Genomic DNA, 21,715 nt, shown 5'->3' with positions numbered 1-21,715 from the left:
GAGGGTGCCCGGCCCGGACCCGGCGCGCGCCTCCCTCCCGGCGAGCGGTTCTTCCGTGCCGCGCCACCTCTCGACGCCGTGGCTACTCGCTGGTTAAGGTGCGCCCGCACGACGGAACGGTTCGGGAAGAGGAGGCTGCCGTGGCCGCGACGGTGGGGGTGTCCCCGACGGAGCCGGAGGAGTCCGGCGACGACGCGCTGTATGTGCTGACGGCGGTCCTGCTGACGCCCGCGCAGTTCCCGAGCGTGCTCGGTGACGACTTCCCCCAGGCGTGCGCGGTGCTCGGCCTGACCCCGCACGAGGCCGGGTTCGGCCTGGTCCTCGGCCAGGACGGCGCCGGGGCCCGCTGGACCGTGGTGACCGACGACGTCTCGCTGGTCGCCTGCGCCATCGCCGCCTGGGACTGCGGTATGGAGTACGACCTGTCCATCGCCGACCGGTCGGTGGTGGCCTCCCTCCCGGGGTGGCCGCTCGCGGTCGCCGTGGCCGCACCCGATGTGCCGGCGCCGCACGACCCGGCACCCGATCCGCAGGCGGGGGACGCGGCTTCCGCGCCGCTCGCTCCACCGGACACCGACCGGTGGGGTCCCGCGCAACGGCGGCTGGGCGCGGACGAGATAGCGCTCCAGTGGGCGACCTGGCGGGAGCAGATCAGCGACGACGAGACCTTCGTCTCCGCCGGGGAGCAGCCGCACGACGGCGTGCGCCGGGTGCTGGAGGAGGCCCGCGGCTATCTCGACGACCCGCCGCCGCTGGGCCGGATCCGCTCCGCCTTCGCCTCCGGTGAGGCGCGCACGCTGCGGGCCGACGGACCGGGGTGGAGCATGGTGGCGCGCACCGACGACATCGCCTTCGTCCTGCTGGACGACGCGCCCGGCGAGGTGCTGCCGGTCGGCAGGGGCCCGGAGTTGCCCGGCCTGCTGACCGCCCTGGACAAGCTGGCGGTCCGACCGGGCTGAGCCACTGCCCGACTGGTCGGTCGAGGTGATGCGCTCTTACCATTGAGCCGTACAGGACGCCCTCGAGGCGTAGGACGGTATGCCGGGCGGCGCGCGTCGCGCCCGTGACCGCGAGGGGCGCGGGCCGGGCGGAGCGGCGACCGGCACTTCCCCATCCGCACCGCGGAGGACACCCATGTCCGATCCCGGTTCCGTACGCATCCGACATCGATTCCGCACTCTCACCGCGGTCTGCGGTGCGCTGCTGCTCGGCACGTCCCTGCCCGGCACGGGCGGCGCGTCCGCCGCGCCGGTGGCCGACGCCTGCCGCCGGGGGCCGGAATCCCTGGTGCCCGGGGCCGAGCACCAGGAGTCGGTGTGCCTGCCGGATCTGACGACGACGGCGCTGGCCGGCACCGGCTACACCGACACCGACGACCAGGCCGGTCTGACCGCGAAGGGCACCATCACCCCTTCGGGCGTACCGGGCATGCAGATCGACGGCTACTTCCCCGACTCCTCGTCGTCCAACCCCACCCACGGCTGGCAGCATGACGCGCAGTTCGTCATCCGGCTGCCGGACCACTGGAACGGCGGGCTGGTGGTCACCGGTGCCCCGGGCTCCCGCAGGCAGTACGCGACGGACGTGCTGATCGCCGACCGGGTGCTGGCCCAGGGCTACGCCTACGCGGCCACCGACAAGGGCAACACCGGCCCGGACTTCTACACCGACGGCGAGCGCCCGGGTGACGCCGTCGCCGAGTGGAACCGCCGCGCCACCGAGCTGACCCGGGCGGCCAGGACGGCGGTCGACCGCCACTACGGCCGGGCGCCGCGCCACACGTACATCACCGGTGTCTCCAACGGCGGTTACCTGGTGCGCCACCAACTGGAGCGCCACCCCGAGCTCTACGACGGCGGGGTGGACTGGCAGGGCGTGCTGTGGGCGGCCGGCGGGGGCGCCAATCCGCTGCGCACGATGCCGACCGCGATCGCCTACGGGCTGGGCCAGGCCACCGACCAGGACATGGCCGCGGCCGGATTCGCGCCCGCCTCGGCGTTCTTGTGGCCGTACCACTGGTCGGCGTACTGGGGCGTGTCGCAGAAGACGTACCGGGCGGAGTTCGACCCCACCTACGACCCGGACTGCCCGGGGGCGTCGGCGGGTTCGACGCCGGAGCGGATCCTGGCACCCTGCCCGTCCGACGCCCGGTACGACTACGCCTCCCGGCCGGCGTCGGTGCGGCGCGCCGTCGACCGGATCGGGCTCACCGGGCGGATCGGCAAGCCGCTGATCACCCTCCACGGCGACCTGGACGCGCTGCTGCCGATCGCCACCGACTCCGATGTGTACGCGGCCATGGTGCGGGGCCAGGGCCGGGGCGGGCTGCACCGCTACTACACGGTGCGGGACGGCAACCACGTCGACGCCCTCTACGACACCCATCCCGACCGGCTGCGGCCGATCCTGCCCTGCTACCGGTCGGCCTTCGACGCGCTGACCGCCTGGGTGGAGGACGGCCGCACCCCGCCGTCCGACCACGTCGTGGAGCGGCCGCCGACCGGAGACGTCGTCAACACCTGCGCGCTGGGCGGACGACCGGGGTGAAGCGTCCGGGGGTGAGGTGTCTCACACCGCGGCGGCGTCCGGATGGGGTGGGCGTCGGGTACCCTCGGCGGCTCCACGTCTCCACTAGTCAAGTTTGAGGAATGCGTCATCGCTGTGACCCTAGCCTCTGCGGCAACGCCCCGTGAGATCGCCCAACTCATCCACCGCACCGCCGTGTTCCTGCCCGCCGACCCGGCACGCACCGGGCAGGTCGCCTTCTGGAGCCAGGACGGTCCCCCGGCCGCCGCCTGCGGCACCGTCCAAGACCTCACCGTCGTCGTCCCGGAAGGCACCGGGACCGTCACCCGTTCCGTACCGGCCCTGCTGCTGCCCGTCCGCGCGGCGCTGCCCGCGCTCACCCGGGCACGGGCCGCCGCGCAGGCCGATCCCACGGCCGCGTTCTGGGGCGCCGCCGCCGTGCTGGGCCTGCAACTCGCCGCCCGGGGACGGCTGCTGCCAGGACTGACCGCCACCGACCACGACGCCTGGCGGATGGGGCCCCTCACCCCGGACGATCTGCGCCGGGTCCGCGAACTGGCCGCCGCCATGCCGCCCGAGGCTCACGCGGTGCCGCTGCCCGGCACCGACCCTGTGCTGCTGCCCGAACCCGAGGGACTGCTCCGCGCCTTCCTGGACGCCGTGGCGGACGGCCTTCCGCGCTCGCCCGCGGCCGCCTTGGCCGCCGGCGCGCCCGCCTTCGCCTCCGACGAGCCCCAGCACCTGCCCGGGCAGCGGGCCTGGGCCGCCGACATCGCCGCCGGGCACGACGCCGGGGTGCGGCTCTCGCTGCGTATCGAGGTCGCCGGACTGACCGCCGAGAGCGCGCCGGGTGAGCTGCTGGACGGCGACGGCCGGGCCGCACGGACGGACGGCGGCGCGGACGGCGGCCCGGCCGGCGGGCCGCGCTTCCGCGCGGTGCTCCAACTGCACAGCCTCACCGACCCGGCGCTGGTCGCGGACGCCGCCGAGGTCTGGGCGGGCGGCACCCCGGTCGCCGCCGCGCTCGGCACCCGGGCCCGGATGGACGCCCTGCTCACCCTGCGGCGCGCCGCCCGCGCCTGGCCCGCCCTGACCCCGCTGCTGTCCGCGGCCGTCCCCGACGCCATCGCCCTCGCCGACGAGGAGGTCACCGAACTGCTGGGGGCCGCCGCGCGGTCGCTGGAGGCCGCCGGGGTGCGGGTGCACTGGCCCAAGGAGCTGGTGCGCGGCCTGACCGCCCGCGCCGTGGTTGGCGCGGACGGCGAAACCGGCGGCATCGGCGGCACCGGCGAGGAAGGCGGCGGCACGGCCGACCGGATGGAGTCCGGGCTGCCGTCCTTCCTCTCCGCCGACGCGCTGTTCCGCTTCGACTGGCGTTTCGCCCTGGGCGACCAGGAGGTGACCCGCGCCGAACTCGACCGGCTCGCCGAGGCCAGCCGCCCCGTCGTCCGGCTGCGCGACCAATGGGTCCTGATCGACCCGGAGTCGGTCCGCCGGGCCCGGGACCAGGCCGCCAAGGAGCCGCGCCTCACCACGGTCGAGGCGCTCGGCGCCGCGCTCACCGGCCGTACCGAGACCGCCGACGGCACCGTGGAGGTGGAGGCCACGGGCCTGCTGGCCGCCCTGCGGGAGCGGATCGCCCACCCGGAGGCGCCCGGCCGCGAGCCGCTGCCGCAGCCCGCCGCGCTCGCCGCGACCCTGCGCGACTACCAGCTGCGCGGTCTGCGCTGGCTGGACCGGATGACCTCGCTGGGGCTCGGCGGCTGTCTCGCCGACGACATGGGCCTGGGCAAGACCATCACCGTGATCGCCCTGCATCTGCACCGGCAGACCTCGCCCGAGGCCGCCGGGCCCACCCTGGTGGTCTGCCCGGCGTCGCTGATGGGCAACTGGCAGCGGGAGATCGAGAAGTTCGCGCCCGGCACGCCGGTGCGCCGCTTCCACGGTCCGGCGCGCGCTCTGGACGCCCTGGCGGACGGCGAGTTCGTGCTCACCACCTACGGCACCATGCGGCTGGACGCGCCCCGGCTCGCCGACGCCGGCCCCTGGGGCATGGTGGTGGCCGACGAGGCGCAGCACGTCAAGAACCCGTACTCGGCCACCGCCAAGGCGCTGCGCACCATCGGCGCCAGGGCCCGGGTCGCGCTCTCCGGCACCCCGGTGGAGAACAACCTCACCGAGCTGTGGGCGATCCTCGACTGGACCACCCCCGGGCTGCTGGGCACCCTCGCCGCCTTCCGCAGGCGCTACGCCGACCCCGTCGAAGGGGGCGTCCCGGGCCCGGACGGCGGCCCCGGCGGCGATCCGGCCGCCGCGGCGCGGCTGGCCGGCCTGATCCGCCCGTTCCTGCTGCGCCGCCGCAAGTCCGACCCGGGCATCGCCCCGGAGCTGCCGCCGAAGACCGAGACCGACCGCGCGGTCTCGCTCACCACCGAGCAGGCGGCGCTGTACGAGGCGGTGGTACGCGAGATCATGGCGGAGATCTCCGGCGCCGACGCCTTCGCCCGCCGCGGACTGATCGTCAAACTCCTGACCGGGCTGAAGCAGATCTGCAACCACCCGGCGCAGTTCCTCAAGGAGGACCAGCCACGGCTGGCGGGCCGCTCCGGCAAGCTGGAACTGCTGGACGAGCTGCTGGACACGATCCTGGCCGAGGACACGAGCGTGCTGGTCTTCACGCAGTACGTGCGGATGGCCCGCCTGCTGGAGCGGCACCTGGCGGCCCGCGGGGTGCCCACCCTGCTGCTGCACGGCGGTACGCCGGTGGCCCGCCGCGAGGAGATGGTGGCGGCCTTCCAGCGCGGCGAGGCGCCGGTGTTCCTGCTGTCGCTGAAGGCGGCCGGGACCGGGCTGAACCTCACCCGCGCGGAGCATGTCGTGCACTTCGACCGCTGGTGGAATCCGGCCGTCGAGGCGCAGGCCACCGACCGGGCCTACCGCATCGGGCAGAACCGCCCGGTGCAGGTCCACCGGCTCATCGCGGAGGGCACGGTGGAGGACCGGATCGCGGCGATGCTGGAGCGCAAGCGCGACCTGGCGGACGCGGTACTGGGCTCCGGGGAGGCCGCGCTGACCGAACTGACCGACGCGGAGCTGGCCGAGCTGGTGGAGTTGAGGGGGACGGGACGATGACCGAGGGCTACGACGACGACATCTGGACCGACGGGGAGTACGGGGGCGAGGAGGACGAGGAGCCGGAGGAGCACGCCGGGCCGGCGGACCGCCGGGAGCGGACCTTCGCGGCGCTGCCCCCCATCCACGGCCGGGGGTTCGCGAACACCTGGTGGGGCCAGGCGTGGCTGCGGGCGCTGGAGGACACCGCGCTGGACGGGGAGCGGCTGCTCAAGCGCGGCCGCAAGCACGCCCGGGAGGGGGCGGTGGGCGCGGTGTCGGTGCGACCGGGCCGGATCACCGCGGTCGTCCGGGACCGCGACGGCACCTCGCACCGCGCGGACGTGCTGGTCCAGGAGCTGGACGGGGCCGCCTGGGACCGGCTGCTGGGGGTGGTCGCGGAGCGGGCCGGGCACATCGCCGCGCTGCTCGACCGCGACATGCCTCCGCACCTGGCCGAGGACGCGGCGGCGGCCGGTGTCGAGCTGCTGCCCGGCATCGGCGATCTGGAGCCGGAGTGCGCCTGCGAGGCATGGGACCACTGCCCGCACACCGCGGCGCTGTGCTACCAGGTGGCCAGGCTGCTGGACCAGGATCCGTTCGTGCTGCTGCTGATGCGTGGCCGGGGCGAGCGGGAGCTGCTGGACGAACTCCAGGCGCGCAGCGTCGCGCACGGCGCGGCGCGGGCGGCCGAGGAGGCGGATGCGGTGCGCGGCGCCGCGGCGGCACGGCCCGAGGGCGTGCCGGCGGCCGAGGCGTTCGCGGCGGCGGCACAAGCCGCCCGGCCGCCGCTGCCCGGTCCGCCGCCCGCCGAGCTCGCGCCCGGCCGGCCGCCGGGCCTGGACGGCGCCGATCCGGCAGCCGGTCTCGATCCGGCGGCGCTGGAGTTCCTGGCGGCCGACGCGGCCGCACGCGCCCACCGGCTGCTGCGGGAGGCGCTCTCCCCGGACCACGGCACGACTCCCCCGCCGGCCGGCCTGACGGTCTGGCAGGACGCGGTCCGGATGGTCGCCGCGGCGGATTCGCGGGCCCCGATCACCGCCCGGATATCCGCCCGGCTGGTCGAGGGCTGCGGCCGCGACCGACCCGGGCTGGGCCGGGCCGTACGCGCCTGGCAGCTGGGCGGTGCCCCGGCACTGGCGGTGCTGGAGGAGGAGTGGGCGCCGGGCCCGGAGGAGCTGGCCCGCGCCCGCGACCGGCTCGCCACCGCCTGGGCGGAGGACGACCGCCCGCCGACCCTGCGCGCCACCGGCAACCGCTGGACGGCGGTCGGCACGGACACCCAGCTGCGCTACGGGCCGGACGGCCGCTGGTGGCCGTACCGCAAGGAGCACGGCACCTGGTGGCCGGCCGGCCCAGGCGACACCGACCCGGCGGCCGCACTGGCGACCCTGCTGACCTGACCGGACGTCAGGAAGCCGGCGGCGCCCTGGTGCCGTCGGCGGCGCATGGCACGGTGGCCCCTTGGTGCCGTCACCGTGACGGCGGATGTCGCCCGGCGGGCCGACGCCATGCGTCGACCCGAGCCGCCCGCACGCCGGCGTCGCGGCGGCGGCCGGTGCCTGGCCCGGCACCGCCCGTCCGCACGATCGCCGGGCACGCCCTGTGCGCGCGCCGGCCCGGCTCGCCGCCGGAGCGCGCGCCTGCCTCCGCCGTCCGGGGAGCCGAATGCGTCAGCATGCTGGGGGACGGGAACGGCGTCCCGCACCGGCCACGCCCCGGGGCTCCGCACCGGATCCCGCTCCTCGGAGCCGGAGGAGCTGGTCTCATCCCGGCGCCGGGAACTTGTCACCGGGCACGGGGCCGCGGTCCCGGCGGGCAGTCGCTCGCCGGGGCCGCGGCCCACGTCCGCGGCGTGGCGTCACCGACGCAGGAGGGAGAGCACGCGATGGCCGCAGCTCCGTTGCCCGCTCCGCAGGGACCACTCGTCGTGGGCGTGGACAGCTCGGCCCGGTCGACCACGGCGCTGGTGGTGGACGCCGCGACCGGGCGGATCGTCGCCCGTGGCCGGGAGCCGCACGCGCTCGGCGGCGGGGTGGGCGAAGCGGGCCAGGAGACCGGCCCCGAGGAGTGGTGGCGGGCGCTGGGCGAGGCGCTGCGGAGTTGCGGGGCGGCGGTCCACCAGGCCACCGCGGTCTCCGTCGCCGCCCAGCAGCACGGGCTGGTCACCCTGGACGCCGCCGGCCGCCCGGTACGCCCCGCTCTGCCGGCCAACGACGTGCGCTCCGCGCCGCAGAGCGAGCGGCTGGTGGCCGAGCTGGGCGGCCCGGCGGCCTGGGCGGCACGAGCCGGCAGCGTCCCCGGCCCGGACTTCACCGTCACCAAGTGGGCCTGGCTGCGGGAGAACGAGCCGGACGCGGCACGGGCCACCGCCGCCGTGCGGCTCCCCCACGACTACCTCACCGAGCGGCTCACCGGCCAGGGCACCACCGACCGTGGTGACGCCTCCGGCACCGGCTGGTGGGCTCCGGCCACCGAGGCTTACGACGAGGAGATCCTTCGGCACATCGGCCTGGACCCGGCCCTGCTGCCGCGCGTGCTGCGCCACGGCGAGGCGGCCGGCACGGTGCACGGCCGGGCCGGACTGCCGCTGCCCGCCGGCGCACTGGTGGCGGTCGGCACCGGGGCTCCCATGGCCGCCGCGCTCGGGCTCGGCCTGCGCCCCGGCCGACCGGTGCTGAGCCTGGGCACCTCCGGCACCGTCTTCGCCGTCTCGACGCGGCGTCCGGCCGATCCCACCGGCGTGGTCGCCGGGTTCGCGGACGCCCGCGAGGCCTGGCTGCCGCTGGCCCGCACGCTCAACTGCACGCGCGCCGTGGACCGGGTCGCGGAGCTGCTCGGGCGGGACCGGGAGGCCGTCGAGGCGGGCGGGACGGCCGTGCTGCTGCCGTTCCTGGACGGCGAGCGCACGCCCCGACTGCCGTTCGCCTCCGGTCTGCTGCACGGCCTGCGGCACTCCACGACGGCCGGCCAGGTGCTCCAGGCGGCGTATGACGGGGCAGTGTTCTCCCAGCTCACCGCGGTCGGCCGGGTCGCCGGACCGGACAGCTCGCCCGAGGCCCCGCTGCTGCTGATCGGCGACGGCGCGCAGCGGGCGGCGTGGCGGGAGACGGTCCGGCGGCTGACCGGACATCCGGTGCTGGTGCCGCGCGCACGGGACCTGGCCGCCCTCGGCGCGGCCGCCCAGGCGGCCGGCCTGCTGCTGGGCGAGGACGCGGCGGCGGTGGCCCGGCGCTGGGGCACCGATGCCGGGCCCCTCTTCGAGCCGGTGCCGCGGGACGACGAGGCGCTGGAGCGGATCGCGGCGGTGCTGGCCGGCGCGGAGGGCCTGCTCCGGCACGGCTGACGCTCCCCGCGCGCCTTCCCCCGTCGCAAGCCCGGGCCGCATGCACCCGCCACACGCCCGAGCCGCTTCCCCGGGCCGCACGCCCCCGCCGGCTACAGACGGCAGTACATGACGTGCAGTCCGACATATCCGTGTGCCGGATGGTGGAAGCCCTCCGGGATGGTGCCGATCACCTCGAACCCGAGGTCGCGGTAGAGCGCCACGGCGTGCTTGTTCGTCTCGACCACCGCGTTGAACTGCATCGCCCGGTAGCCCTCGGCGCGCGCCCACTCCAGAGCGTGACCGCACAGCGCACGGCCCACCCCGCGGCGCTGGTGCGCCGGGTCGACCATGAAGCTGGCGCTGGAGACATGGGCGCCGGGCCCCATCTGGTTGGGGTTCATCTTGGCGGTGCCCAGCACGGTCCCCGCCTCGTCGACCGCGACCACGGTGCGGCCGGGCGCCGTCATCATCCAGATGTCCCGGGCCAGCTCCTCACCTATGTCCCGCGGATAGGTGAATGTCTCGCCCGCGGCGACTATCTGACGGAGGAATGGCCAGATGGTGGGCCAGTCGGCGGGGGTCGCGCTTCTGATCAGCATGTGATCAGCATGGCTTCACAGTTCGTCGCGGGCCAGCCATTTACCATGCCCACCGTGACCGATCAGCGTATTTTGCGAAGAAAATTCTCCAGTCCGGTCAGATCGTCGGTGTTGATGTGATCGACGTCGGCGGCGAGCAGCTCACCCCACACCGCTTCGCGTGCCGAGCCGGGCAGGTCGGGGGTGGCCCAGAAGCGGACCCGGCGCCCTTCCCGATGCGCGTCCGCCACGATCTGCCGCAGCCTGGCCCGTTCGGCCCGCGGCATCGGCCCATCGCCCTGCCAGGTGAAGCTCTGCGTCCAGTTGCCGCTGACGAGCGGGATGAAGGACGCCGGGGCCCCTGCCCCGAGGTCGTCGAGGCGTCCGTCGTAGAAGGCGCGGCGGACCCGCTCCGCCTCCATGGGCACCCGGGCGGCGCGGTCACCGGAGATGACCGCGGTAACGGCGCCCCGGCGCACCCGTCCGTCCACGGCGAAGCTCAGCATCGGGGCGTAGCGGCGCAGCCGTCGGGACAGCTCCCGGTAGGTCGCGTCGCCCGCGGACTTGATGTCGATGAGCAGCTGGAGCGAGAGGTCGTATCCCTCGTAGACGCGGCCGCGGTTGGCCTTGACGCGCTGGGCGAGCGGGTCGAGGTAGAGCGCCTCCAGAGTGCGGGCGGGGTCGAGGTCGGCCTCGTCATGGGCGACCAGCAGCCGGCCGTCCACCAGCCAGATGTCGGCCTCCACGCTGGCGAACCCGTGGGCGAGCGCGTCGGCGAGCGGGCGCGGATGCTCGTAGTCGTTGTGGGCGTGGGCCTTGGGCAGCGGCTCCGGTACGACCACCTCGGCGTGCGCGAGGACAGCCACCGCCGAGCCGGCCAGGGCGGTGCCGAGGGTGACGACGAAGGCTCGGCGGCTGTGACGGATCAAGAGGACCTCCTGGCTGTCGTCCCGGCGCACGGCCGGGGGTGCTCGCGGTCGTGCACGGTGGACGCCAGTGAGTATCGGGCGCCCAGGGCCCGTTGGGCAGAGGGGCGGGAAGAGTTCCGTGCCCGGTCCTCGAACATTTCCCCGGCATTCCACCGGTCCATGGTGAACTCGCCGATGGCATGGGAAAGTTGTCCGTTGTCGCCTCTTCTGGGGGGATCATGACACCACGGCTCGTCAGGCGCCGGGTCGGGTCGCGCGCGGCGGTCGCGGTCCTCAGCACCTGGGCCGCGCTGTTCGCCACCGGTCTGATCGCGGCGGCCCCGGCGCAGGGCGCCGCGTCCCGGCTCCGCCTCACCGAGCAAGAGGCGCCGGCGCCGGGGGTGACGTACCAGGAGTTCGCCGTGGAGGCCTCGCACGGCACGGCGTACGGCCATCTGCTCACCATCGACCTGCGCGATCCGCGGGTGGCGCTGGACCTGGTGTATCCGGACGCGGTGGGCGCCCGGGCCCCGGTCTCCCGGCTCGCCGACGCCAGCGGTGCGGTGGCGGCCGTCAACGGCGACTTCTTCAACATCTCGGAGAACCAGCATCCGGGGGTGGAGGCGACGGGCGCGCCGGTCGGCCCGGCCGTGGCCGGCGGACGGGATCTGAAGACGGCGGTGCCGGACGGGCAGCGGTTCGGTCCCGCGCTGCCGCCTGGGACCTCCGCCGAGGACGTCATCGGGGTTGCCGCCGACGGCACCGCCCGGCTCGACCGGCTCTCCCTCCAGGGCACGGTGGACACCGCCCGGGGCCGGCTGCCATTGCGCGGAGTGAACAGTTACGCGGTCGCCGTGGACGGCATCGGGGCGTTCACCTCCCGCTGGGGCACCACCTCGCGGATCCGCGCCACCTGTGGCACGGACACCGACCGGGCCGCCCCGTGCAGCGAGGAGACCTACGAGGTGACGGTGGAGCAGGGACGGGTCACGGCGGTCGCCGAGACCCCCGGCAGGGGGGCGATCCCCGAGGGTGCGACCGTGCTGGTGGGCCGGGAGGCGGGGGCGCGGCAGCTGCGCGAGCTGCGCGTCGGCGATCCGGTCCGGGTCCGGCACCGACTGCGGGGCACCGGGCGGGTCCCGCTCACCTTCGCGGTCGGGGGCTTCCCCATCGTGCGTGACGACACTCCGCTGGACGGGCTGGACACCCGCACCGCCGCGGTGCGCACCAGCGCGGGTGTCGGCGCGGACGGACACCGCTTCTACCTGCTGGCGCTGGACGGCGGCCCGGACTACCGCACCGGGCTGACCGTCGACGAACTGGCCGACCTCATGGTGGAGCTCGGCGCCGAGGACGCGATCAACCTGGACGGCGGCGGTTCCACCACCCTGGCCATGCGGGAGGCGGGCGAGGCGGGCGCCACGGCACGCAACCACCCCTCCGGGGGGACCGAGCGGCCGGTCCCCAATGGCATCGGGGTATTCACCGGTGGGGGCGCCTCCCGGGTGTGAACGGGGCCTCCGCGGAAGGAGTTTGAGGACAGTGGCCGGGACTCGAACTCAAGAGATCATGCCACCCATTTGAGTGACTGCGGAGTCTCAAAGTCCGCTGCTAGCTTCGGAGTTGCTCAGCGGAAAGCATTCCGCAGGTCCGTACAGGGTGGGTGGACATTCTTCATGACGACTTCGGTGGACCCTCGTTCCGGAGCCGAAAATCCGCATCCGCAGCTCAGTCTCGGCACGGCGGCCGCACGGAATCTGGCGACCACGACCAAGTCCGTCCCGCAAATGCAGGGAATCACCTCGCGGTGGCTGCTGCGGCTGCTTCCCTGGGTGCAGGTCCCCGGCGGTACGTACCGGGTGAACCGCCGGCTGACGCACACCCTCGGCGACGGCCGGGTGGAGTTCGTCTCCACCGGCGCCGAGATCCGGGTCATCCCGGTCGAGCTGCGCGAGCTCCCGCTGCTGCGCGACTTCGAGGACACCGAGGTGCTCCAGGCACTGGCGGACCGTTTCCGCCAGCGCGAGCTGGCGCCCGGTGACGTCCTGGTCGAGGCGGGCCGGCCGGCCGACGAGCTGGTGCTGATCGCGCACGGCAAGCTCGACAAGCTCGGCCCCGGAGCGTACGACCAGCCGACCGTGCTGGGCACGCTGGCCGACGGCGACTACCTGGGTGACCGGCAACTGGCCACGGAGGCGGGCGGCGACTGGGAGTTCACCGTCCGGGCCACGACCTCGGTCACCGTCCTGGCGCTGGACCGGGCGGAGTTCCAGGAGCTGCTGGAGCGCGCCCCGGAGCTGCGCAGGCACCTCGAGGCGTTCCGGTCGGCCCCGCACCCCGCGCAGAACGCGCACGGCGAGGCGGACATCGACGTCGCTTCCGGCCACAGCGGCGAGCCGGCGCTGCCGGGCGTCTTCGCGGACTACGAGCCGGCGCCGCGGGAGTACGAACTGAGCGTGGCCCAGACCGTGCTCCGGATCCACACCCGCGTCGCCGACCTCTACAACGACCCGATGAACCAGGTCGAGGAACAGCTGCGGCTCACCGTCGAAGCACTGCGCGAACGACAGGAACACGAACTCGTCAACAACCGCGACTTCGGCCTCCTGCACAACGCCCACCTCTCCCAGCGCATCCACACCCGCACCGGCCCGCCCACCCCCGACGACCTCGACGACCTGCTGGCCACCGTCTGGAAGGACCCGGGCCTGATCCTGGCCCATCCGCGGGCGATCGCCGCGATCGGCCGGGAGCTGAACAGCCGCGGTCTGGCGCCGCAGAGCGCACAGGTCGGCGGCCACAGTGTGCCGGCCTGGCGCGGGGTGCCGATCTTCCCGTGCAACAAGATCCCGGTCAGCCGCAGCGGGACCAGCTCGATCATGGTGCTGCGCACCGGCGAGGCGGAGCAGGGCGTCGTCGGGCTGCACCGGACGGGAATTCCCGACGAATACCAGCCGGGACTTTCGGTGCGCTTCATGGGGATCAGCGAAAAGGCCATCATCTCCTATCTCGTCAGCACGTACTATTCCGCCGCCGTCCTGGTGCCCGATGCGCTGGGAATTCTGGAGAGCGTGGAAGTCGGCCACTGAGCGGGTCCTGGTTCAGCTTTCTTCCTGTCCATGCACAGAAACGGGTGAAGATCACTTATGACCACGTCAGTCGAGTCCGGAGAGCCACAGCTGAGCCTTGGCACTCCGGCGGCCCGGCAACTCGCGACGACGACCAAGTCCGTCCCGCAGATGCAGGGCATCTCCTCCCGGTGGCTGCTGCGCGTGCTGCCCTGGGTGCAGGTCTCGGCCGGCACGTACCGGGTCAACCGGCGGCTGACCTACACCGTCGGGGACGGCCGGGTGGAGTTCGTCTCGACCGGCCCGGACATCCGGGTCATCCCGCCGGAGCTCGGCGAACTCCCCCTGCTGCGGGGCTTTTCGGACACCGGGGTGCTGGAGAATCTCGCCGACCGGTTCATCCAGCGGCAGTACGCGCCCGGCGATGTGATCGTGGAGGCCGGGCGGCCGGCGGGTGAGGTGATCCTCATCGCGCACGGCAAGGTGAACAAGCTCAGCCCCGGCGAGTACGACGCGGCTGCCTCGGTGGGCGTGCTCGCGGACGGCGACCACTTCGGCGACGACACCCTGACCGGTCCGGAGCAGGACTGGGAGTTCACCGTCAAGGCGGTCACCCGCACCACGGTGCTGGCGCTCTCCCGCAGTGCCTTCCAGGAGCTGGCCGACCGCTCGGCAGCGCTGCGCGCCCATCTCGACAGTGCGGCGGACAGCCCCCAGCCGCCGCGGAACCGGCGCGGCGAGGCGGACATCGCCATCGCCTCCGGCCACTCCGGCGAGCCGGCGCTGCCCGGGACCTTCGCCGACTACGAGCCGGCGCCGCGGGAGTACGAACTGAGCGTGGCCCAGACCGTGCTCCGGATCCACACCCGCGTCGCCGACCTCTACAACGACCCGATGAACCAGGTCGAGGAACAGCTGCGGCTCACCGTCGAAGCACTCCGCGAACGACAGGAACACGAACTCGTCAACAACCGCGACTTCGGCCTCCTGCACAACGCCGACCACTCCCAGCGCATCCACACCCGCACCGGCCCGCCCACCCCCGACGACCTCGACGAACTGCTCTCCCGGCGCCGCAAGACGCAGTATCTGCTGGCGCATCCGCGCACGATCGCCGCGTTCGGCCGCGAGTGCAACAGCCGGGGTCTGTATCCGCAGGGCATCGAGGTGATGGGGACCGCGGTGCGGGCCTGGCGCGGGGTGCCGCTGCTGCCGTGCAACAAGATCCCGATCAGCGAGACCGGCACCAGCGCCATCCTGGCGCTGCGCACCGGCGAGGAGAGCCAGGGTGTGATCGGGCTGCACCAGACCGGGATTCCCGACGAGTACGAGCCGAGCCTCAACGTCCGGTTCATGGGGATCAGCGAGAAGGCCGTGACGTCCTACCTGGTCAGCGCCTACTTCTCCGCGGCCGTCCTGGTCCCGGACGCGCTGGGCGTACTGGAGGACGTCGAGATCGGCCGCTGATCCGACGCCTCCTCAGCTCCGCCCTCCTCGGTCGTGCGCCCCGGCTCCGGTCAGGGGCGCACACTGCTGACCACGTCCGCGGTGGCGGCGATGCCCTGGGAGATGGTCGGCGCGATGCTGCTGCCCGCCAGGCAGAAGCCCAGCAGGGCGCAGATCAGGAAGTGGGAGAACTTCAGCCCGCCGGTGCGCAGGAAGACCACCGCCAGGATCAGGAGCAGCAGGACCGCGGAGATCGAGATGACCATGACGGGGCCTCCTTACGGCCGCATCGCCGGACCGGTTTCGTGGTCGGACCGCCAGTCTCGCCTACCGCACGCCTCTGACCTGGGCAGGCGAGGTGCTGCATACGGGTGAAGATCGCCGGTTCGAAACCAGTCAGGGCCAACGGCCGGGCCGGCCCGTCAGGGTCGGCCGGTCGCGGTCGGCCCGTCGGGATCAGCCGGTCGGCGGGGGCAGGTCCACCAGCGCGGCCAGCCGCTCACGGTGGCGTCCGGGCGTGCCCAGCGCGATCTCCGCGCTCTTGGCGCGCTTGAGGTACAGATGCGCCGGGTGCTCCCAGGTCATCCCGATCCCGCCGTGCAACTGCACGCACTCCTGCGCCGCGTGCACCGCGACCTGCGCGGCGTAGGACTGGGCCACGGAGACCAGCACCGGGGTGTCCGGGCTGCCGGTGGCGAGCGCGTCGGCCGCCGCCCGCGCGGCGGCGCGGGCGGTGACCAACTCCAGCCACAGGGCCGCCATCCGGTGCTTGAGCGCCTGGAAGGAGCCGATGGGGCGGCCGAACTGGTGCCGCTCGGCGGTGTGCCGGACGGTCTCGGTCAGGCACCACTCGGCGACCCCCAGCTGCTCGGAGGCGAGCAGCCCCGCCCCGGTGAGCAGCGCGTGATCGACGGCCTCCCGCGCCCGGTCGCCCTCGGCGAGCAGCTCGGCGGCGGCCCGGTCGAAGGTGACGGTGGCGATCGGGCGGGTCAGGTCCAGCGAGGTGGCGGGCTCGATCACGACGCCGTCGGCCGAGGTGTCCACGGCGTACAGCCCCATGTCCGCCCCGGTGTCCGCCTCGTTGTCCGCTGGGACGAGCAGCAGCCGGGCGCCGGCTGCCCCGGCCACCGCGCGGACCTGGCCGCTGAGCCGGCCGCCGGACCCGGCTCGTACCGCCGGCGCGGCGGTGCTGCCGGGTGCGGTGGACAGCGGCAGCGCCAGGGCCGCGACCGTGTGGCCGCCCGCCACCTCGCCGAGCAGCCGGCGCACCCGCCGCTGCCCGGTGTCGCAGCCCAGCAGTGCCGTGGCGGCGAGGACGGCGCTGGTCAGATACGGCACCGGGGCGACGGCCCGGCCCAGTTCCTCAAGGACGACGGCGGTCTCGCGTGCGGTGGCGCCCTGCCCGCCGAGGTCCTCGGGCACCAGCAGTCCGGCGGTTCCCATGCCGGTGGCCAGCGACTGCCACAGCCGCGGGTCGTGCGGGCTCCCGGTCTCGGCCGCCGTAAGCACCGCGGTGGGCGGGCAGTCGTTGGTGAGCAGGGACCGGACGGCCGCGCGCAGGTCCTCCTCGGCCTCGGAGTAGAGCAGGTCCGGTGCACTCATCGCGGGAGGTCCTTCCAGGCGGCGTCCTTGTCGTTGCGCGGCTCGGGCGGCAGGCCGAGAACGCGTTCGGCGATGATGTTGAGCAGCACTTCGGAGGTGCCGCCCTCGATGGAGTTGCCCTTGGCCCGCAGGTAGCGGTAGCCCGCCTCGCGGCCGGTGAAGTCGACGAGTTCGGGGCGGCGCAGCGTCCAGTCGTCGTAACCGAGCCCCTCCTCGGCGAGCAGTTCGACCTCCAGGCCGCTGATCTCCTGGTTGAGCCGGGCGAAGGCGAGTTTCATCGCCGAGCCCTCCGGGCCGGGCTGGCCCAGTGCCAGCTGCTGGCTCAGGCGGGCGCCCGCCAGCCGGGCGGCTTCGGCGTCCACCCACAGCCGCAGCAGCCGCTGGTGCAGGTCGTGGGTGCGCAGTTCGGGCCGCTGCCGCCAGCGGTCCGCGACCACGCCGATCATCCCGCCCTCCCTGGGGGCGCTGCCGCCGCCGATGGCGACGCGCTCGTTCATCAGAGTGGTCTGGGCGACGCGCCAGCCCTCGCCGACCTCGCCGAGACGGGCGCTGTCGGGGATCCGCACACCGGTGAGGAAGACCTCGTTGAACTCGGCCTCGCCGGTGATCTGGCGCAGCGGCCGGACCTCGACGCCGGGGTCGGTCATGTCACAGACGAAGTAGGTGATGCCGCGGTGCTTGGGCACGTCGGGATCGGTGCGGGCGATGAGGATCGCCCAGCGGGCCAGGTGCGCGCTGGAGGTCCACACCTTCTGCCCGTCGACGATCCAGTCCCCGGTGGCCGGATCGCGGACCGCGCGGGTGCCGAGCGCGGCGAGGTCGGAGCCGGCGCCGGGTTCGCTGAACAGCTGGCACCACACCTCCTCGCCGGTCCACAGCGGGCGCAGCAGCCGCTGCCGCTGCGCGTCGCTGCCGAAGCCGAGGATGGTCGGGGCGGCCATGCCCAGGCCGATGCCGATGCGGCGCGGGTCGTTGTCGGGGGCGCCCGCTGTTTCGAGTGCGGCGTCGACGACGGGCTGCAGGGAGCGCGGGGCGTCGAGTCCGCCGAGCCCGACCGGGTAGTGCACCCAGGCGAGTCCGGCGTCGAAGCGGGCGCGGAGGAAGTCGAGCCGGGCGGTGGTGCGCGGTGGGTGGTCGGCGAGCAGGGCGGCGACGCGGCGGCGCAGCTCCTCGGCGTCGACGGGGCTCATCGGGCGCCGCCTTCCTCGCCCGGGCCCCGGCCGGTGGTCCCCTCGCCGGGCAGCACGATGACGCGGCCGGTGGTGGTGCCGTCGGCCACCCGCTGGACCGCGTCGGCCGCGGCGCCGAGCGGCACACGTTCGCTGACCAGGGGGGTGATGGCGCCCTTGGCCGCCAATTCGGTGAGCGCCTCGTGGCAGGCGCGCACCGCGGCCGGGTCGTGGGTGTTGTACAGGCCCCAGTGCAGGCCGAGGATGGCGTAGTTCTTGACCAGGGCGTGGCCCAGGGCCGCGCTGGGGATGGTGCCACTGGCGAAGCCGACGACGACGATCCGGCCCTCGAAGGCGACGCACTTGGTGGAGCGGGTGAAGGCGTCGCCGCCCACCGGGTCGTAGACGACGTCCGCGCCGCGGCCGCCGGTGGCTTCCTTGACGGCGGGTACGAAGTCCTCGGCACGCCGGTCGATCACCAGGTCGCAGCCCAGCTCGCGGGCGGTGCGGGCCTTGTCCGGGCCGCCGACGACGCCGATGACGGTGGCTCCGGCGGCCTTGCCGAGCTGCACGGCCGCGCTGCCGACGCCGCCCGCGGCGGCGTGCACCAGCAGCGTCTCGCCGGCCTGCAGCCGGGCCCGGCGGTGCAGGCCGAACCAGCCGGTCTGGTAGCCGATGTGCAGGGCGGCGGCCTGGGCGTCGTCGAAGGTGTCGGGGGCGGGCAGTACCGCGGTGGCGGGCACGACCGTGCGCTCGGCGAAGCCGCCGGCGGGGAGTGCCGCGGTCGCCAGCACCCGGGCGCCGATCTCGGCGCGCGCGCCGTCGCCGACGGCGAGGACCTCGGCGCAGAGTTCGAATCCGGGGGTGAACGGCAGCGGCGGCCGCACCTGGTACTGGCCCCGGCACAGCAGCGCGTCGGGGAAGTTGACGTTCGCCGCGCGGACCCGGAGGAGGAGTTCACCGGGGCCGGCGACCGGATCCGGTACTTCCTCCAGGCGCATCACCTCGCGCGGCTCGCCCGTCTCGTGCACTCGCCATGCCTGCATCCGGTGGCCTCCCACAAGGGTCGTGAGGACAGGGGGTGTCCCGCCCCGGCGGCATACTAAGCGGTCGGTTGGCCGCCTGGGAACCGTCTCCGCCGCCGGTCCGGATTCCGGCCGACTCCGGAGCGTATCCATGCCGTCACCGCCTCGCCCTGCACATCAAGAACTCCTATGCAAGGCTGGAGGCGCCCTTGAGACCGGCGACCGCGGCGCGTGAGGGTGGTGGGCGGCATTCCGGCCCGGATCCGACGACGGGCCGAGGACCGGAACGGGACAGGAGATGACAGCTGTGCCCGAACACGAGGTGACCGACCAGGACCCGATAGCCGAGGCCGAACTGGAGGCCCATCTGCGCGGCATCTGCTTCAAGACCGGGCCGCCGCGGCTCATCGGCGTCGAACTCGAATGGCTCGTCCACGATCTGCACGACCCGGCGACCCCGGTGGCCCCGGACCGGCTCACCGCCGCCCTCGCCGCGCTGCGCGCACTGCCCCTGCGGTCCGCCCTCACCGTCGAGCCCGGCGGCCAGCTGGAGCTCAGCTCCCCGCCGACCGCGTCACTGATCGCCTGCGTGGAAGGCACCGCGGCCGATCTCGCCCTCGTACGGAACCTCCTCGCCGGAGCCGGTCTCGCCCTCGCGGGCCACGGTCACAATCCCTGGCATCCGCCGCGCCGGCTGCTCACCGACCACCGGTACACCTCGATGGAGCGGTACTTCGACCGCTGGGGGCCGTCCGGCCGCTCCATGATGTGCTGCACGGCCTCGGTGCAGGTGTGCGTCGACGCCGGACACGCCGAGCCGGGGCCGCTGGGCATGGGCAGACGCTGGCAGCTGGCGCACCTGCTGGGCGCCGTGCTCACCGCCGCGTTCGCCAACTCGCCGCTCAGCCAGGGCGTGCCCACCGGCTACCGCTCCACCCGCCAGGTGCTGTGGTCCACCATGGACCCCGGCCGCACCCTCGCCCCCGCCGACGGGCACGATCCGCGCGCCGCCTGGGCGGCGTACGTCATGGACGCCCCGGTGATGTTCTTCCGGACCCCGGAGGGGCCCTGGCCGATCCCCGAGGGTCTCACCTTCCGGGAGTGGGTGCGCGGCGGGCTCCCGCGCCCGCCCACCCTGGACGACCTCGACTACCACATCACCACCCTCTTCCCGCCGGTCCGGCCGCGCGGCCATCTGGAGTTGCGCATGATCGACGCCCAGTCGGGGGACGACGGCTGGGTGGTGCCGCTCGCCGTCGCGGCCGCGCTCTTCGACGACCCGCAGGCCGCCGAGACCGTCTACCGGGCCGTCAAACCGCTCGCCGAGACGGCCGGCGGGCACCCCGCGCCGCGCAACCCGCTGTGGCGCAGCGCCGCACGGCAGGCGCTCGCCGATCCCGAGCTGCACGCCGCGGCGCTCACCTGCTTCGCCGCCGCCCAGGAGGCCCTGCCCCGGATGGGTGCCTCGGTGTCCATCCGCGACGCGGTGGCCGCCTTCACCGACCGGTACGTCGCCCGTGGCCGATGTCCGGCCGACGATCTGCTCGCCACCGCCGGGAAGGGAAGCCCGTCATGACCGCCCCCCGCACCCCCCGCCCGGGCGCCGCCCGGAAGCCCGGCGGCCCGCAGGGTGACCCCGAGGTGCTGCGGCGCCGCGCCGAGCAGGTGCTGCGCACCGCCCGGGACCGCACCCACACCCTCACCACCTGCGTCGACGACCATGACCTCACCGCCCAGCACTCCCCCTTGATGTCGCCGCTGGTGTGGGATCTCGCCCACATCGGCAATCAGGAGGAGCAGTGGCTGCTGCGCGCCGTCGGCGGCCGGGAGGCGCTGCGTCCCGAGATCGACTCGGTGTACGACGCCTTCGAGCACCCGCGTGCCGAGCGCCCCACCCTGCCGCTGCTGCCGCCCGACGAGGCCCGCCGCTATGTCGCCGAGGTCCGCGGACGGGTGCTGGACGTCCTGGAGCGCACCCCAATGGACGGCGCCCCGCTGGTCGACGCCGGTTTCGCGTTCGGCATGATCGCCCAGCACGAGCAGCAGCACGACGAGACCATGCTCATCACCCATCAGCTGCGGCGCGGCCCGGCGGCACTGTCCGCGCCCGAGCCGCCGGGGCCGCCGGACGGCACCGCCGAGCTGCTGCCGCCCGAAGTCCTGGTGCCGGCCGGTCCGTTCACCATGGGCACCTCCACCGAGCCCTGGGCGCTGGACAACGAGCGCCCGGCGCACCGCCGGATACTGCCCGCCTTCTTCATCGACACCGTGCCGGTGACCTGCGGCGCCTACCTGCGTTTCATCGAGGACGGCGGCTACCGCGAGCCGCGCTGGTGGACCGGGACCGGCTGGGCCCATGTGCGCAAGACGGGGCTGAGCGCCCCGCTGTTCTGGCGGCGGGAGGGCGGCCAGTGGCTGCGCCGCCGCTTCGGGGTGACCGAGCCGGTGCCGCCGGCCGAGCCGGTGCTCCATGTCAGCTGGTACGAGGCCGACGCCTACGCCCGCTGGGCCGGGCGCCGGCTGCCCACCGAGGCCGAGTGGGAGAAGGCCGCCCGGTACGACCCGGGGGCGGACCGCTCCCGGCGGTATCCGTGGGGCGACGCCGATCCCACCCCCGCGCACGCCAATCTCGGGCAGCGGCACCTGCGGCCGGCGCCGGCCGGCAGCTATCCGCAGGGCGCCTCGCCGCTGGGGGTCCGGCAGCTGATCGGCGATGTGTGGGAGTGGACCGCCAGCGACTTCCTGCCCTATCCGGGCTTCGCCGCCTTCCCCTACCGCGAGTACTCCGAGGTCTTCTTCGGCGCCGACTACAAGGTGCTGCGGGGCGGTTCCTTCGCGGTCGACCCGGTCGCCTGCCGGGGCACCTTCCGCAACTGGGACCTGCCCGTCCGGCGCCAGATCTTCTCCGGCTTCCGCACCGCGCGGGACGCCGGCCCGCAGGGGGTGGCGTGATG

General features: G+C 74.4%; 16 protein-coding genes. 10 read left to right on the top strand and 6 right to left on the bottom strand.

The window, feature by feature from the left end; translation table 11 throughout:
- Positions 1-140 precede the first annotated feature (140 nt).
- From AC4BDD_RS28475 to AC4BDD_RS28455, 5 genes are all read left to right on the top strand, one after another.
- Positions 141-959, top strand: a complete 819-nt coding sequence (locus AC4BDD_RS28475) for a hypothetical protein (protein ID WP_490688335.1) — start codon at positions 141-143, stop codon at positions 957-959.
- A gap of 175 nt (positions 960-1,134) precedes the next feature.
- Entirely contained in the window at positions 1,135-2,547 is a 1,413-nt protein-coding gene (locus tag AC4BDD_RS28470) for a tannase/feruloyl esterase family alpha/beta hydrolase (RefSeq protein WP_490688334.1), read from the top strand.
- A 114-nt stretch (positions 2,548-2,661) separates the two neighbouring features.
- The gene (locus tag AC4BDD_RS28465; RefSeq protein ID WP_490688333.1) at positions 2,662-5,658 is read left to right on the top strand and encodes an SCO1167/SCO6262 family helicase; all 2,997 of its coding nucleotides are present in this window, start codon (positions 2,662-2,664) and stop codon (positions 5,656-5,658) included.
- Positions 5,655-7,040 carry an SWIM zinc finger family protein gene (locus AC4BDD_RS28460; RefSeq protein ID WP_490688332.1) on the top strand — a complete coding sequence of 462 codons (1,386 nt, stop codon included), beginning with the start codon at positions 5,655-5,657 and terminating at the stop codon, positions 7,038-7,040. The genes AC4BDD_RS28465 and AC4BDD_RS28460 overlap by 4 nt, the downstream gene beginning before the upstream one ends.
- 485 nt (positions 7,041-7,525) lie before the next feature.
- Positions 7,526-8,983, top strand: a complete 1,458-nt coding sequence (locus tag AC4BDD_RS28455; protein ID WP_490688331.1) for an FGGY family carbohydrate kinase — start codon at positions 7,526-7,528, stop codon at positions 8,981-8,983.
- A 92-nt stretch (positions 8,984-9,075) separates the two neighbouring features.
- On the opposite strand, the gene AC4BDD_RS28450 is transcribed toward AC4BDD_RS28455, so the two are convergent.
- Both AC4BDD_RS28450 and AC4BDD_RS28445 read right to left on the bottom strand, forming a co-directional pair.
- The gene (locus AC4BDD_RS28450) at positions 9,076-9,564 is read right to left on the bottom strand and encodes a GNAT family N-acetyltransferase (RefSeq protein WP_490688330.1); all 489 of its coding nucleotides are present in this window, start codon (positions 9,562-9,564) and stop codon (positions 9,076-9,078) included.
- A gap of 62 nt (positions 9,565-9,626) precedes the next feature.
- Positions 9,627-10,472 (bottom strand): phosphatidylinositol-specific phospholipase C/glycerophosphodiester phosphodiesterase family protein, encoded by an 846-nt coding sequence (locus tag AC4BDD_RS28445; RefSeq protein ID WP_490688329.1) that lies wholly within the window; start codon positions 10,470-10,472, stop codon positions 9,627-9,629.
- Between the two features lie 218 nt (positions 10,473-10,690).
- Between AC4BDD_RS28445 and AC4BDD_RS28440 the strand changes: the two genes are divergently transcribed.
- The 3 genes from AC4BDD_RS28440 (at position 10,691) to AC4BDD_RS28430 (ending at position 14,986) form a co-directional block, all read left to right on the top strand.
- Positions 10,691-11,962, top strand: a complete 1,272-nt coding sequence (locus tag AC4BDD_RS28440) for a phosphodiester glycosidase family protein (RefSeq protein ID WP_490688328.1) — start codon at positions 10,691-10,693, stop codon at positions 11,960-11,962.
- 165 nt (positions 11,963-12,127) lie between these two features.
- Positions 12,128-13,540 carry a family 2B encapsulin nanocompartment shell protein gene (locus AC4BDD_RS28435; RefSeq protein ID WP_490688327.1) on the top strand — a complete coding sequence of 471 codons (1,413 nt, stop codon included), beginning with the start codon at positions 12,128-12,130 and terminating at the stop codon, positions 13,538-13,540.
- 57 nt (positions 13,541-13,597) lie between these two features.
- A complete protein-coding gene (locus AC4BDD_RS28430; RefSeq protein ID WP_490688326.1) occupies positions 13,598-14,986 on the top strand; it encodes a family 2B encapsulin nanocompartment shell protein in 1,389 nt (462 codons plus the stop codon).
- Between the two features lie 50 nt (positions 14,987-15,036).
- Here the strand turns inward: AC4BDD_RS28430 and AC4BDD_RS28425 are convergent, their stop codons facing one another.
- The 4 genes from AC4BDD_RS28425 to AC4BDD_RS28410 form a co-directional block, all read right to left on the bottom strand.
- Positions 15,037-15,231 carry a hypothetical protein gene (locus AC4BDD_RS28425; RefSeq protein ID WP_490688325.1) on the bottom strand — a complete coding sequence of 65 codons (195 nt, stop codon included), beginning with the start codon at positions 15,229-15,231 and terminating at the stop codon, positions 15,037-15,039.
- 190 nt (positions 15,232-15,421) lie between these two features.
- The gene (locus AC4BDD_RS28420) at positions 15,422-16,567 is read right to left on the bottom strand and encodes an acyl-CoA dehydrogenase family protein (RefSeq protein ID WP_490688324.1); all 1,146 of its coding nucleotides are present in this window, start codon (positions 16,565-16,567) and stop codon (positions 15,422-15,424) included.
- The gene (locus tag AC4BDD_RS28415; RefSeq protein WP_490688323.1) at positions 16,564-17,757 is read right to left on the bottom strand and encodes an acyl-CoA dehydrogenase family protein; all 1,194 of its coding nucleotides are present in this window, start codon (positions 17,755-17,757) and stop codon (positions 16,564-16,566) included. Before AC4BDD_RS28415 ends, AC4BDD_RS28420 begins: the two co-directional genes overlap by 4 nt.
- On the bottom strand, positions 17,754-18,782 hold the full coding sequence (locus tag AC4BDD_RS28410) for an NADPH:quinone oxidoreductase family protein (RefSeq protein WP_490688322.1): 1,029 nt from the start codon (positions 18,780-18,782) through the stop codon (positions 17,754-17,756). Before AC4BDD_RS28410 ends, AC4BDD_RS28415 begins: the two co-directional genes overlap by 4 nt.
- Before the next feature lie 286 nt (positions 18,783-19,068).
- Between AC4BDD_RS28410 and egtA the strand changes: the two genes are divergently transcribed.
- Both egtA and egtB read left to right on the top strand, forming a co-directional pair.
- The gene (egtA, locus tag AC4BDD_RS28405) at positions 19,069-20,337 is read left to right on the top strand and encodes an ergothioneine biosynthesis glutamate--cysteine ligase EgtA (protein ID WP_490688321.1); all 1,269 of its coding nucleotides are present in this window, start codon (positions 19,069-19,071) and stop codon (positions 20,335-20,337) included.
- Positions 20,334-21,713 carry an ergothioneine biosynthesis protein EgtB gene (egtB, locus tag AC4BDD_RS28400; RefSeq protein ID WP_490688320.1) on the top strand — a complete coding sequence of 460 codons (1,380 nt, stop codon included), beginning with the start codon at positions 20,334-20,336 and terminating at the stop codon, positions 21,711-21,713. Before egtA ends, egtB begins: the two co-directional genes overlap by 4 nt.
- The last annotated feature ends 2 nt before the right edge of the window (positions 21,714-21,715 follow it).

This window comes from Streptomyces sp. JLBT605 (assembly GCF_058215555.1).
This window is presented reverse-complemented; position numbering and strand designations above follow the sequence as displayed.